This window comes from Roseibium sp. MB-4, from assembly GCF_053005265.1.
This window is the reverse complement of the sequence record NZ_JBRKQB010000001.1, coordinates 221,903-233,575: the sequence shown is the minus strand read 5'-3', so window position 1 is coordinate 233,575 and position 11,673 is coordinate 221,903. Positions and strand designations below refer to the sequence as shown.

Sequence of the window (11,673 nt, the reverse complement as noted above, 5' to 3'; positions counted from 1 at the left end):
CGGAAACTTTAAACTGGTTAAGAATTCACCGGGCCCGGAAACAAGGCACTGCTTCGGCCGGTGAGCCAATAAACCGCCAAACCGATCCACTCCCGAACGCCAATGTCGACGCGCCGCAATCCCTTGGACGCACCATCAAAGCCAAGTCCCCAATCCGCACCGCCACGGGTTCGGTAGTCGACAGGATAGGCCGTCACGCCGCTCCATCCGGCAGCTTCAAAAACCCCCATGGACCGGGGCATATGGTACGCTGAGGTAACCAAAAGCCAAGTCTGTCCCGGCTTTGGATCGACCAGCTCTTTCGTCAAAACAGCGTTCTCCCAGGTGTTACGGGATTCGTCTTCCAAAACGATGCGTTCTGAAGCGATACCAAAATCGTCAAACAGGCGCGATGCTCCTTCGGATTCCGTCGCCTGCCCCGTGATGATTGTTCCCTGGCCGCCAGTATGAATGATCAACGCTTCAGGGAGCAGCTTGGCAAGCCGGGCAGCAATGGTCAGCCGTTCCCCGGAAACGGTCAAAGCCGTCTCACCGCGTGCGCCCGTGACCACCGTATCGACTGCACCGCCCAGAATGATGACGCCGTCATAAGACACGAGCTCAGCCGGCCTTGAAAACCTGTCCTCCAACAGCTGGATCAACAAGTTTGCTGCCGGAGAAAACCCGCAAATGACGAGGCCAATTGCACCAACCCAAATGAACCGCCGTCCCCACTTTTGAAGCTGCTTCCCCATCGACATCCCCAAACCGAACACCACCAGCGCGATCAGGAAATTGGACGGCTGAATAAAAAACGCGGCAATCTTGGAAAGATAAAAGAACATCTACTTCTATTACTCCGGATCCCAGACAGGCCCCCAGGCGGCGTTGATCAATCGGCCGTCAGGACTTCCCAGGGCGGAAATTTGCGCCATTTCGCCGCTGTTAAGCTCGAAATCAAAAACATCAATGTTGGCTTTCAGCCGATCCGGATTGCTGCTCTTTGGGATGGCGATGACGTTCGGCTGCTGCACATGCCATCGCAATGCGATCTGAACCGGCGACTTGCCGTACTTTTCAGCCAAGTCGCGGAACAAGCCTTCCTGATCAACCCGCCCTTTGACGATCGGACAATACGCGGTCAGCGCCATTCCAAGATCCTGTGTCGTCTGCAAGAGCGTTCGTTGGCTCAAGAAGGGATGATACTCAACCTGATTGGTCACCAGCTGGCCACCGGCAAGATCCTGCGCCTGCCGCAACAGAGCGGATGGGAAATTGGACACACCAATCGACCTTGCAAGACCGCGGGTTTTGGCTTCCACCAAGGCGCCGATGGTTTCAGCCAACGGTACATCCGGGTTTGGCCAATGGACAAGCAGAAGGTCGACATAATCGGTTTGAAGCTTGCGGAGACTTGTCTCCGCCGATGTTCTGAATGCATCAGCGGCGAGTTGATCCCACCAGACCTTGGTCGTTAGAAAGAGGTCCGAGCGGTTCATACCAGAGGCGCGAATTCCATCGCCGACCTCAGATTCGTTTTCATAATAGGCCGCCGTATCCACATGGCTGTAACCGTTCTGTAAAGCAAATGACACAGTCTGGGAGCATTGTGGCCCACGCAAATCCCAGGTGCCCAACCCAATCGCCGGGATCGATACGTCACGAACAGATCTGAAAATCATTGTAAATTCTTCCATGGATGAAACAGCTGTGATGACAGTCACAGCCACCGCCGACGAACAGGGGCAAACTTCCCGGAACGTTTGCAAAGATGGCCGGAGACAATGATATGACATTGTATATGAAAATTGGTGGCAGAAAGGCAGTCTTGGCTGCCATTCCCCCGCTCAAAGACCGACTGGAGTCCGATCCCTGTTTCGATCTTGCACCGCTGCGCGGTGAGTTTGATGCGTCGGGAGACTTTTGCGAGTTCCTGGTATTTCTTTTCGGCGGTTCCCCGTTCTATGACGGTAAGCCTGTGACCGACCTTCTCTCACCGCTTTGCGATTGCGACGATGTTTATGGCCGTTTCGTAGACCACCTCGTGGCGGTATTGCTTCACGATGACCTAAACGAAGAAGGCGAAGCGGAACTGCGTTCGCTCATGGAGCGTCTGCGGCCACATGTTCTTGCACCAAGGCCCACGGCTCCTGTTCTGGTCTATTCCGTGGACAACCATCAACTGCGTGCCTGACGCCACAAACAAAAACGCCGGCGACTTCCATCACCGGCGCTCTTTGTTGAAAGACTGAAGGGATCAACCGAGTTCGTTAACGCTGGTCACGACTTTCCCGACGAGACCATAGTCAATGCCCTCGTCCGGGCTCATCCAGTAATCACGATCAGTGTCTTTTTCGATACGCTCGATCGGCTGCCCGGTGGCATCCGCGAAGATCTTGTTCAGACGGTCGCGCATCTTGATGATTTCCTTGGCCTGGATCTCGATGTCCGTTGCCATGCCGCCGGCGCCACCGGACGGTTGATGCAACAAGAAGCGCGTGTTCGGCGTGCAGAAGCGCAGCTCCTTCGGCACAGAAACGTAGATCAAGGCACCGGCACTTGCGACCCAGCCCATGCCGAGAATACGAACTTCCGGAGAAATGAACTTGATGGTGTCGTGGATCATGTCACCTGATTCAACATGGCCGCCTGGAGACGACACAATGACAGTGATCGGGTCATTGGAAACCTGTGCCAGCGCCAGAAGGCGGGCGCACACATCACGGGCCATGTCCTGGGTCACCGGACCTGTAATCAGGACGGTGCGCGCTTCGAACAGATGCTTGTCGACCTGGATCGACGGTTGGGCTTTGGACTTGTCCTCGTCGTCATCGTCGAGGCGTGCAGGCACCGTGGTCGAATAGTTTTTCATGCGCAGGATTTAGCTCCCTTGGCTGTTGTGCCGGTCATGCCCGGCGGTTCTTTCCGGTCTGGTCAGCGCGCCGAGCCGAACCGGTTTGTCCCATGTGTAAGCGAAGAGCTGCGCTCTCGCAAATCTTGTCAGCGTTCTTAAGCCGAAAAGAGTTATCAGACCGGCAACATATGCTCACAAAGACGCTTTTCAATCCGGCCGGTGTGGATGAATGGGGAGTTTGTCGCCCCGACGCCCCGTGATCAGATGCCAGGCCAGCATCATCCCAAATGGCAAAGACGGCCAGACAAACCACAGAGTCGACAGCCCCGACGTCAGCAAATTGAGGACGAAGAAGAACCCAATCATGAAAACACAGGACTGGACCCGCCTCGGTTGAGACCGGATCCACCGGCGCGCCTGTTCAAATCCGTTCGCCACCGCCTGCGTGTCTTTTTCCCAATTGCCACGACTGTTGGGTTCAGCAGTGTCCTGCAAATCGTCCTCATTAGATCCAGCGGTCTCAGGAGAATTCCGGCCGCCCAAGCGCACAGAGAAAGTCTGCACTGGCTCGGAGACGTTCTTGACCTGCTTTGGACCAAGGGGTTCGAAACCGAGCGCCAGTTTTGTGCGGACCTGGTCGTAAACCGACTGCGACAGCATAATGCCGCCCTTTGGCGCCAGTTCCTGCAGGCGTGCGGCGACGTTCACGCCATCACCATAGATGTCATCGCCCTCAATCATGATATCGCCGAGGTTCAACCCGATCCGGAACTCCATGCGGGTCGCGTCCGGCAACTCAGCGTTCTTATGAGACAGCTCGTTCTGGATTTCGACGGCGCATTGGACCGCCTCAATTACGGAAGAAAACTCCACGATGACCGCATCGCCCCATGTATTGACGATGCGCCCGTTATGGCGGGCTGTGAGGGAGGACATGATGCTGCGGTAGGTTTTAAGGCGATTGAGCGTGCCGTCTTCATCCTGCTCCATGAGCCTGGAATAGTGTGCAACATCTGCACACATGATCGCGGCCAAACGGCGCTTCGCCCGTTCCATCCATCCACCCCTGATTGCCCGGCACCCGATAACAAACTTGTGACCGGCACCTTAGTTAGGAATGGGAATCTTCGGCTCAAATTGCAAGGAAAAACCTTTGTCAATTGTCGCAATGCCAACCGTCAGATGAGTTCCGGTCGCAATATCCTATTGCGTTTCAGCCAGCGTTCTCAAAGCGTTCAGCGCATCTTCGGCCCGTTCTTCAGGAACAAAAACATGGTCGTGAAAAAACGCCGCTACCACGTTGGCCGGGATGCCTTGCTCCGCCAAGGCTTTGGCAACGGCTGCCGTCAATCCAACTGCTTCAAGCGACGAATGCACTGTCAGTGTGATCCTGCGAAACCATTCTGCCTCTGCCAGTCCGAGCTCACGTGCCCGTTCCAGCGGGAGAATGGCCGTCATGCCTTCCGTTTCGGAAAAAAGACCGATCGGTTCGTACTCGGCGAGTTCAACCAGGCTCTTGGTCGCGAACGTGCAAAACACATAGGGCTCGGGATCAAGCATCGGCCGCATATGGGAGATCAAGTTTTGAAGGTCGGTCTCACCGGTCATGATTGTTCATTTCTATCAGTTAACTGAAGTTCTAGAAACGCGGCCATCTTCCCCGCCCCGCATCCCGGCCTGCAATATGCCAGTAAACCAAACCGGCGAGCGCACCGGAGCTCATAAACGACACAAGATCAAACAGGGTATACACCTGATCGTCTATCACTCTGGTGACCCCAAAACCTATAACTGCGCCGGACAACGTGTAAAAGATCAATTGTCGTATGTGAAATATCTCCGCTGTTATGAGAATAAAAGTGACGGGCAAAATACTCAGCGCGTAAGCAAAGAAAACCAAAACAAGTGTCACCATGAAGACTGCGGATATCGAACCAGTGGGCCGGTCAATTGCCTCTGAGAAATAGCCAGATAGCAATAATAGGAAAATCAACAAAACTATTGCTGCTGTGACGCATCCATAAAAATACCCTTTCATTATCCGCCAGAGGGCAAAATCTTCATGTGCGGTCAACTGTTTCCCCTGACATAGACTTCCAAAGCCCGAGACTAAACACCCGCAAGAAACACAACAAGAAGACCACTGCCGATGGCCAAGAGTTTCTGCAGCGGCTTTGTAAACCCGATCACGCCAAAGGAAATCAGGGCGAGACCGAGACCTATCTTGGCTGCAGCCAACAGCGCGAAAGTTGGCGTTTCCGACAAGGCAATCACCGACGGGTTGGCGATCATCGCCAAGGGAATGACGTAGAGCCCGATGCCCAGCGCCATCGCCGTGAAGGCCACTTTCAGCCAGTTTTCGCCGATCATCCCGGCTGCAATGAAAACCGCCCCACAGACTGGGGGCGTGATGGTAGAAATCAGCGCGAACCAGAACACAAACAAATGCGCCTGAAGCGGCTCAAGGCCCTGCTCGATGAGCGCTGGTCCCGCAACAGACACACAGATGACATACGCTGCCGTCGTTGGAACTTCCATGCCCAGAACCAGACAGGCAATGGCTGTCAGCAATAGCGCCGGCCACAAGTACCCCCCAGACCCGGAAAGGATCAGCGAGGTGATTTTTACACCGAGCCCGGTAATCGCGAGAACACCGATGATGATCGAGGCGCAGATGATGATCGAGGCGATGACGGAGACTTGGCGCGCTGCATTTAAAAAGGCGCTTTCCAACCGTCCAAGGATCTCCTTGCCCGAAGGCACACCCTTTGCAGTGAAAAACAGAAGGACAAAGCCTGCCAGAATGGCGAGGCAGGCCGCATATTGCGGTGTGTATTTCGCGCCAAACATTCCGTAAAGCAGCACCGCAAACGGCACCATGAAGAAAGCCGAGGTGATGAGCACCTGGCGGACCGGTGGCTGATCCTCCTTCGCAACGGCTTTCAGATCATGATGACGGGCATAGGCGTTGATCCCGATCCAGACCGCGAAAAAGTAGAGGATCGCCGGCAACAGCGCGGCCATCATGATCTGCGTGTACGGCACCCGGGTCAGTTCGACCATGACAAAAGCGCCTGCCCCCATCAGCGGCGGCATGATCTGGCCACCAGAAGACGCAACAGCCTCAACAGCGCCAGCCAGACGTTTTGGATATCCCAGCCGGGTCATCGCCGGCAGTGTGATTGCGCCGGTTGAAGCAACATTCGCCGAAGCCGAACCGGAGATGGACCCAAAGAGGGCCGAAGACAGAACGGACACCTTCGCCGCACCGCCCTTGAGACGGCCCGCGGCGGCGGCTGCCAGATTCATGAAGCCTTGGCCCGCTTCCCCGGCATTCAAGACCGCGCCGAAGATCACAAAGATCGCAACCACATTGACCGACACCCCGGTCAGGCTGCCCCAGATACCGCCTTCGGCGATGGTGAGGGTTCCAAGAAAGCTGGCCAGCGGTGTTCCGGAATGCCCGAATTCACCGGGAATATGCTGGCCGAACAATCCGTAAGCCAGCGCGAGCGCTGCCACAATCGGCAGAGGCCAGCCGATGGCACGGCGAGCACCTTCCAAAACCACGATCAAAAGAAGTGCCGCCAGCCAATACTGAAAAGAGCCTTCCAGAAAGCCGTATTGATCGGACAACATGTCCTGATTGATTGCCACCCAAAGGCATGCAGCGACACCGAGGACACAAAGCACAAAGCCGCTTGCACGCTTGAGCAGTCCACCTTCAACGAACAGGAAGATCCATGGCAAGGCTAAAGCAAGGTGCAGCGGCCGACTGACAAGGTTCGGCACCAGGCCGGAAAAGATCAGTCCGAGGTGAAACACCACGAGGACAACGGCAAGGCAAAGCATGAGGGATCGCCAGACAGGCGACGTCGGGGTGTCAGTGCTGATCATGGAAACTGTTCAAAAAAGAGAGATCCGGCGCCAAATGAGCGCCGGACCGGGAGACGATTGAGTTACTTTTGAGCATCCGTGAGATCGATGCCCGCTTCCTGGTAGTATCGGACGGCACCTGGATGGATTTTGCCGGTGATATTTTCCATCAGGCCCTGGTCAACGCCGTTCCACCAAGCTGCGCCCTCACCCATCTTCGCTTTCTGCTCCCAGAAGGTCTTGGTCAGGGCGTAGGCCGTGTCGTCGTCCATCGCAGTCGTGGTGAAGGCAACCACAGGCAAGGATGTTGTGGTGATGTCTTCGTTCTGTCCGGCATAGGTGCCGGCCGGAATGACCAGCTTGGCCCGCTTGGATTGCGCGATCTGATCATCAGACAATGAAATGACATTCACTCCAGTCGATGCAGCTGCTTCAATAACGTTCGGTGCCGGCCAGGACCCGGCGGTTACAAATCCATCGATTTGGCCATTCTTCAGCGCTGCAACCGCGTTGGACAGCTCCACCTCGGCAAGATCGACCTTGCCTTCCAGGCCGAAGAGCTTGAGGTATTTCTCACCTTCACGTGCCCCAAAAGAGCCTTTGCCGAGCAAGATGGTTTTGCCTTCCATACCTGCAAAATCGGTCACACCGCTGTTTTCAGACATAACAAAGTGCATGGTCAGCGACGGAATCGGAAAAAGGGCGCGGATCTCGTCAAATTTCGGATCGCCCTTGCCCTCGAACATGGCTTTGCCGCCCTGGGCAAGCCTCACGAGCACCGGTGGCGTCGTGAAGACATAGTCTCCGCCGCGCGCGCGGGCTTCCATCACGTTTTGAACAGAGCCCTGGCTTTCTTCAACGGTGACGATGATGTCTCCATTGCTGCCTTCCTTGACCGCTTCTGCGATCTGAACGCCCATTTGGTAGTAGGACGAGGTGGATTTCGCCGACTTGTAAGTGATGCGCGTTTCCGCTTGTGCTTGAACGGCACCAAACGACAAGGACAGGCCAATGGCCAGTTTCAAAAGACCGGATTTCATGCGTTCGCTCCCTATGATTTTGGACAACGTTATTGGGAGCGCACCCAAGGCGCAATGCTATTACAAGCAGAAATGGTACGTCGGTTGTTCAAACCGGATCAGCTTGACCGTAAAACGTCCAACAAACTTCAGAAGCCTAAGCCGGAGATTGTCCGGCAATCCAAGGCCGTTCAGGCGATGGTTGGCTCCCAAATTCCTTTGACAGGCTCGGCTTCTGAGTCTCCCGGCCATGGCGGCATGGAGATACAAATGAATTTCAGCGGCTGTTCGCTGTCGCAGCGGTATTGAAACGCAGTCCCAACCGGAATGTCGATGGACACTCCAGCTTCCAAAACCACCGTCTCTTCACGCCCTTCCCTGGCACGCCAGATTTGACCGCGTCCCTCCAGCACATGCCAGAACTCACTCACCGTTTTGTGGCGCGTTGCCTTGTTGATCTGCCCGGATGGAACAGTGCTGTGGATCATGTTGCCGGTCTCGCCATCCATGATGAAGCGGATCTCGGCACCTGCAGGCGACATGGCATCGGGCTTATCAGCCAACGTTGTGGTTTTCATTGGCCCTCCTGGCCTTTCAGGTTCAAGGCCATATTGCACAAGAGTTCAAACATGATCGAAACACCCAGGAAGGCCGTTCCGCCGCTTTGATCGAATGGTGGCGACACTTCAACAAGATCCGCACCGACAATATTGACCCCGTCGAGCATGCGCGCGACTTGCAGCGCTTCAAACGAGTTCGGCCCGCCCACTTCCGGGGTGCCGGTGCCTGGTGCAAACGCCGGATCGACAAAATCAATGTCGTAGGAGACATAGGTCGCGCCTTGACCAGCGATCTCCTTTGCCTCCGCCAGGACATCCTGCACCCCGCGGGCGAAATACTCCTCGATGGCAATCACCCGAATGCCCACACTTTCGGCAAAGTCGCGGTCTTCAAAATCATAGGCCGTGCCCCGGATTCCGATCTGCACGACCCGTTTTGGGTCCAGCAGCCCCTCCTCGACTGCGCGCCGGAAGGGCGTTCCGTGGGTGTATTGCATGCCGCCGAAATAGCTCTTGAACAGATCCGTATGGCTGTCGAAATGGATCATCCCAACCGGGCCGTGCTTGTTTGCAATTGCTCGGAGTATCGGCAGGGAACACAGGTGATCGCCGCCCGCTGTCAGCGGTACAACACCCGCTTCCAGAACGTCATCATAGAACGCAGTCATGCGGTGCAGGCTGTCGTCGACGCTTGCCGGGTTGGGGCCGACATCCCCAAGATCCGCGCAATTGACCAGTTCAAACGGCCGGACGCCGGTGTCCCCGTTTTGAGCCCGGATCATTGTCGAGGCATCCCGGAGCTGCCGCGGACCGTGGCGCGGTCCCGGCCTGTTGGTCGTGCCGCCGTCCCACGGCGCTCCGATCAGCCCGATCTGCACGTCTGCCAGCCGGGGGCTGTCGAGTTCGACATGCGGCAGCCGCATGAATGTCGGCACACCGGCAAAGCGCGGCAGGTCGAACCCGGAAACGGGCTGAAAGAACGGATCTGACATGAACAACTCCCAAGGCGAGACGGCTGGAGCAAAAGGTGCCTGATTGAACATAATCAGACTTGAACCCGTCAAGGGACTTCTTATCTGTCAGTCACGCGGACGTCCGCGTATTCCCTAAAAATCAATCCGGGACGACCCGAGCATGGAGACAAACATGGCTTGGGTCTTGTTGTTATTGGCCGGCCTTTTGGAAATCATATGGGCGTATGCGATGAAACAGTCGCACGGCTTCAGTCGCCTCTTGCCAACCCTCATTATGGCAGTGGCCATGGCCGGGTCTTTCGGCCTGCTGGCCGTTTCGATGCGCAGCTTGCCGCTCGGAACGGCTTACATGATCTGGACCGGGATTGGTGCGATTGGCGCTTTTGCTGTCGGTGTCTGGATCCTTGGCGAAGCAATCACCCCGCAACGCTTGATCGCCGCACTGCTGATCGTCGCTGGCATGGTGACCATGAAACTGTCTTGATCACACCGCAAGCAACAGAAAGACCGGATCGGCGTGGGCTACCACTCGATCCGTTCGCCCATGTGATCAAAATAACCGCCGGTCTCAGCCGGTGTCAGGCCATTGATCACCGACAGCAGGCGATCGGCGGCCTTTTCGGGCGCCTGCACCTCCAGACCCGATTTGGCAAACCCTTCGGTCAAAGGTGTCCGCACGGTTCCAGGATGCAGCGCCACACAGACCGCATGCGTTTTGCGCCGCGCGAGCTCAATGGACGCGGTCCGCACAAGCTGATTGAGGGCCGCTTTCGACGCCCGGTAACCGTACCAGCCCCCTAGACTGTTGTCTGAAATGGATCCAACCCGCGCCGAAAGTGTTGCAAAGACGCTTTTGCCTTCCTTGGGCAGGAGCGGAAGGAAATGCTTCATCAAGAGCGCCGGGCCGATGGCGTTGATGGCATAAGATTCTGCAAGCGCTTGGGGATCTAGCTCCCGAAGACTTTTTTCCGGCTTACGATCGCCGAGCGTCAAAGCACCGGTAGCATCAAACACGAGCCGCAGATCATCCCCCTGCCCGGCAACCCATTTGGCAGCGGCTTGAATGCTGGTCTCGTCAAGCAAATCCAAACCGGGATGGGTTCTGCGGGAAAGGCCAACCACGCGGTCATAGGGCCCGCTTTCATCCAACACCCGCACCAAAGCGGACCCGATACCGCCCGTTGCCCCAATCACAATTGCCAAAGTACCCATAGATCGTCCTGTTTGCGTTTATGTCGTTACGCAACAACGGCCAATCGGGATTTGTGGAGACGATGACAATTGTGGAGGGCAAGGCAGACCGGTTTGATGGAATCCGATCTGCCTTGAGCTATCAGGTACAGGTGATGTTCACATTGAGTTTGGCGTCACCATTTTCCTGCATGGAAAAGGTGATCTTGCCATTGGCATCTTCGAACACGCCCGATCCACCGAGCACATCGCGGGTCTGGTCATTGGCGATCGTGCGGGTTTCCGGTGAATGAACTGGTTTATCGACCGTGTAAGCTCCCGACCGGGCATAGAGATTGCCGTTTTCAAAGCTCAAGACGACATCGGACGCCAGCCGGACCTGACCTGCATCATCTTCACCGAGGACCCGGGTTTCCCATTCGACAGAACCGACCGCGTTGCCGTTGTTGTCGACAAGATCGCTGTGACCGATCCGAAGATCGCCGGGCATCGGTGCATCGGATCCCTGCTTGACCACTTTGACGACGCGGTGTTCATTCATCGGCGCCGTAACCGAAAATGGTTGGCATTGTTCAAGTGCGTGCGCACTGCCAATTCCCAAAGCTGCGGTGGCGAGAGTTGCTGAAATAAGTGTTTTTTTCAGGGGCATGTCATTCCTCCATGAGTTTGTGCCGTCCGATGCACTGGAGATGCGACCACCCATACATATATTCAATAATTATTTCAGATATTTAATTATTACAATTACTACAGAAAAACATGATCTTATTGAAAGTCAATCAAACAAAATGAAATCTATATTTTATGTAATTTTCCGCGCCAAGTAATCCGAGAACCAACCCGCATACCGAACCTGCAGTTCTGCACGGCGCCAGTCTTGTCCGGTGATCAATCCGCGGCAGCGATCCGTGCCGCAAGCGCATTCCATTTCCCAGTCATCGTCATCGCCCGTTGCATAGTCAAAACCGAGTTCTTCACCTTCCTTGATATCCCGCATCGCATGAAACGCAATCTGGCCCCGAATTCCAAGATTCGGTGCACACGAATGATTGAGATGCATCATCGAGCTTTCCCGCTCGTCAGCAGAAACCGGCCCAATAAACAGGTCGTCACCGATTTGGATCTCAGCCGGTCCCAAACTCTTTGCAAGTTCGTCGCGCCTTGCACGATCAAACACATGACCGCCTTTGACGACAACCAGCTCACCGTTGGTGATTGGC

At 55.6% G+C, this 11,673-nt stretch carries 15 protein-coding genes; 2 read left to right on the top strand and 13 right to left on the bottom strand.

Annotated elements, in window-relative coordinates:
• Nucleotides 1-17: 17 nt before the first annotated feature.
• Both ACVDG4_RS01205 and ACVDG4_RS01200 read right to left on the bottom strand, forming a co-directional pair.
• Nucleotides 18-824, bottom strand: a complete 807-nt coding sequence (locus ACVDG4_RS01205; protein ID WP_447233721.1) for a YdcF family protein — start codon at nt 822-824, stop codon at nt 18-20.
• 9 nt (nt 825-833) lie between these two features.
• Nucleotides 834-1,661, bottom strand: coding sequence for an aldo/keto reductase (locus tag ACVDG4_RS01200; protein ID WP_447233720.1), 828 nt, complete (start codon nt 1,659-1,661; stop codon nt 834-836).
• Between the two features lie 107 nt (nt 1,662-1,768).
• On the opposite strand from ACVDG4_RS01200, the gene ACVDG4_RS01195 reads away from it, so the two are divergent.
• Nucleotides 1,769-2,173 (top strand): globin family protein, encoded by a 405-nt coding sequence (locus ACVDG4_RS01195; protein ID WP_447233719.1) that lies wholly within the window; start codon nt 1,769-1,771, stop codon nt 2,171-2,173.
• A gap of 63 nt (nt 2,174-2,236) precedes the next feature.
• Here ACVDG4_RS01195 and ACVDG4_RS01190 read toward each other — a convergent pair whose 3' ends face one another.
• The 8 genes from ACVDG4_RS01190 to speB form a co-directional block, all read right to left on the bottom strand.
• Nucleotides 2,237-2,851 (bottom strand): ATP-dependent Clp protease proteolytic subunit, encoded by a 615-nt coding sequence (locus ACVDG4_RS01190; RefSeq protein WP_209174977.1) that lies wholly within the window; start codon nt 2,849-2,851, stop codon nt 2,237-2,239.
• A 189-nt stretch (nt 2,852-3,040) separates the two neighbouring features.
• Nucleotides 3,041-3,889 (bottom strand): adenylate/guanylate cyclase domain-containing protein, encoded by an 849-nt coding sequence (locus tag ACVDG4_RS01185; protein ID WP_447233718.1) that lies wholly within the window; start codon nt 3,887-3,889, stop codon nt 3,041-3,043.
• 147 nt (nt 3,890-4,036) lie between these two features.
• Entirely contained in the window at nt 4,037-4,441 is a 405-nt protein-coding gene (locus ACVDG4_RS01180) for an ACT domain-containing protein (protein WP_055671536.1), read from the bottom strand.
• A gap of 31 nt (nt 4,442-4,472) precedes the next feature.
• Nucleotides 4,473-4,907, bottom strand: a complete 435-nt coding sequence (locus tag ACVDG4_RS01175; RefSeq protein WP_447233717.1) for a hypothetical protein — start codon at nt 4,905-4,907, stop codon at nt 4,473-4,475.
• Between the two features lie 35 nt (nt 4,908-4,942).
• A complete protein-coding gene (locus ACVDG4_RS01170; RefSeq protein ID WP_447233716.1) occupies nt 4,943-6,730 on the bottom strand; it encodes a TRAP transporter permease in 1,788 nt (595 codons plus the stop codon).
• Nucleotides 6,731-6,792: 62 nt separating this feature from the next.
• A complete protein-coding gene (locus tag ACVDG4_RS01165; RefSeq protein ID WP_395174229.1) occupies nt 6,793-7,749 on the bottom strand; it encodes a TAXI family TRAP transporter solute-binding subunit in 957 nt (318 codons plus the stop codon).
• A 170-nt stretch (nt 7,750-7,919) separates the two neighbouring features.
• Nucleotides 7,920-8,306 (bottom strand): cupin domain-containing protein, encoded by a 387-nt coding sequence (locus ACVDG4_RS01160; RefSeq protein WP_447233715.1) that lies wholly within the window; start codon nt 8,304-8,306, stop codon nt 7,920-7,922.
• The gene (gene speB, locus ACVDG4_RS01155) at nt 8,303-9,280 is read right to left on the bottom strand and encodes an agmatinase (protein ID WP_422023031.1); all 978 of its coding nucleotides are present in this window, start codon (nt 9,278-9,280) and stop codon (nt 8,303-8,305) included. The genes ACVDG4_RS01160 and speB overlap by 4 nt, the downstream gene beginning before the upstream one ends.
• A 154-nt stretch (nt 9,281-9,434) precedes the next feature.
• Here speB and ACVDG4_RS01150 point away from each other — a divergent pair, with 154 nt between their 5' ends.
• Nucleotides 9,435-9,746, top strand: a complete 312-nt coding sequence (locus tag ACVDG4_RS01150) for a DMT family transporter (protein WP_306148399.1) — start codon at nt 9,435-9,437, stop codon at nt 9,744-9,746.
• 38 nt (nt 9,747-9,784) lie between these two features.
• Here the strand turns inward: ACVDG4_RS01150 and ACVDG4_RS01145 are convergent, their stop codons facing one another.
• The 3 genes from ACVDG4_RS01145 to ACVDG4_RS01135 form a co-directional block, all read right to left on the bottom strand.
• Complete coding sequence (locus ACVDG4_RS01145) at nt 9,785-10,474, bottom strand: SDR family NAD(P)-dependent oxidoreductase (protein ID WP_306148398.1); 690 nt, start codon at nt 10,472-10,474, stop codon at nt 9,785-9,787.
• Nucleotides 10,475-10,595: 121 nt separating this feature from the next.
• Nucleotides 10,596-11,102, bottom strand: coding sequence for a hypothetical protein (locus ACVDG4_RS01140; protein ID WP_447233714.1), 507 nt, complete (start codon nt 11,100-11,102; stop codon nt 10,596-10,598).
• A 153-nt stretch (nt 11,103-11,255) separates the two neighbouring features.
• Nucleotides 11,256-11,654 (bottom strand): SET domain-containing protein-lysine N-methyltransferase, encoded by a 399-nt coding sequence (locus ACVDG4_RS01135; RefSeq protein ID WP_447235066.1) that lies wholly within the window; start codon nt 11,652-11,654, stop codon nt 11,256-11,258.
• Nucleotides 11,655-11,673 lie beyond the last annotated feature (19 nt).

Bases quoted from the DNA above. Each gene is read 5' to 3' on its own strand.
- ACVDG4_RS01205 (WP_447233721.1), bottom strand. From the start codon at position 824: ATGTTCTTTTATCTTTCCAAGATTGCCGCGTTTTTTATTCAGCCGTCC.
- ACVDG4_RS01200 (WP_447233720.1), bottom strand. From the start codon at position 1,661: ATGATTTTCAGATCTGTTCGTGACGTATCGATCCCGGCGATTGGGTTG.
- ACVDG4_RS01195 (WP_447233719.1), top strand. From the start codon at position 1,769: ATGACATTGTATATGAAAATTGGTGGCAGAAAGGCAGTCTTGGCTGCC.
- ACVDG4_RS01190 (WP_209174977.1), bottom strand. From the start codon at position 2,851: ATGAAAAACTATTCGACCACGGTGCCTGCACGCCTCGACGATGACGAC.
- ACVDG4_RS01185 (WP_447233718.1), bottom strand. From the start codon at position 3,889: ATGGAACGGGCGAAGCGCCGTTTGGCCGCGATCATGTGTGCAGATGTT.
- ACVDG4_RS01180 (WP_055671536.1), bottom strand. From the start codon at position 4,441: ATGACCGGTGAGACCGACCTTCAAAACTTGATCTCCCATATGCGGCCG.
- ACVDG4_RS01170 (WP_447233716.1), bottom strand. From the start codon at position 6,730: ATGATCAGCACTGACACCCCGACGTCGCCTGTCTGGCGATCCCTCATG.
- ACVDG4_RS01165 (WP_395174229.1), bottom strand. From the start codon at position 7,749: ATGAAATCCGGTCTTTTGAAACTGGCCATTGGCCTGTCCTTGTCGTTT.
- ACVDG4_RS01160 (WP_447233715.1), bottom strand. From the start codon at position 8,306: ATGAAAACCACAACGTTGGCTGATAAGCCCGATGCCATGTCGCCTGCA.
- speB (WP_422023031.1), bottom strand. From the start codon at position 9,280: ATGTCAGATCCGTTCTTTCAGCCCGTTTCCGGGTTCGACCTGCCGCGC.
- ACVDG4_RS01150 (WP_306148399.1), top strand. From the start codon at position 9,435: ATGGCTTGGGTCTTGTTGTTATTGGCCGGCCTTTTGGAAATCATATGG.
- ACVDG4_RS01145 (WP_306148398.1), bottom strand. From the start codon at position 10,474: ATGGGTACTTTGGCAATTGTGATTGGGGCAACGGGCGGTATCGGGTCC.
- ACVDG4_RS01140 (WP_447233714.1), bottom strand. From the start codon at position 11,102: ATGCCCCTGAAAAAAACACTTATTTCAGCAACTCTCGCCACCGCAGCT.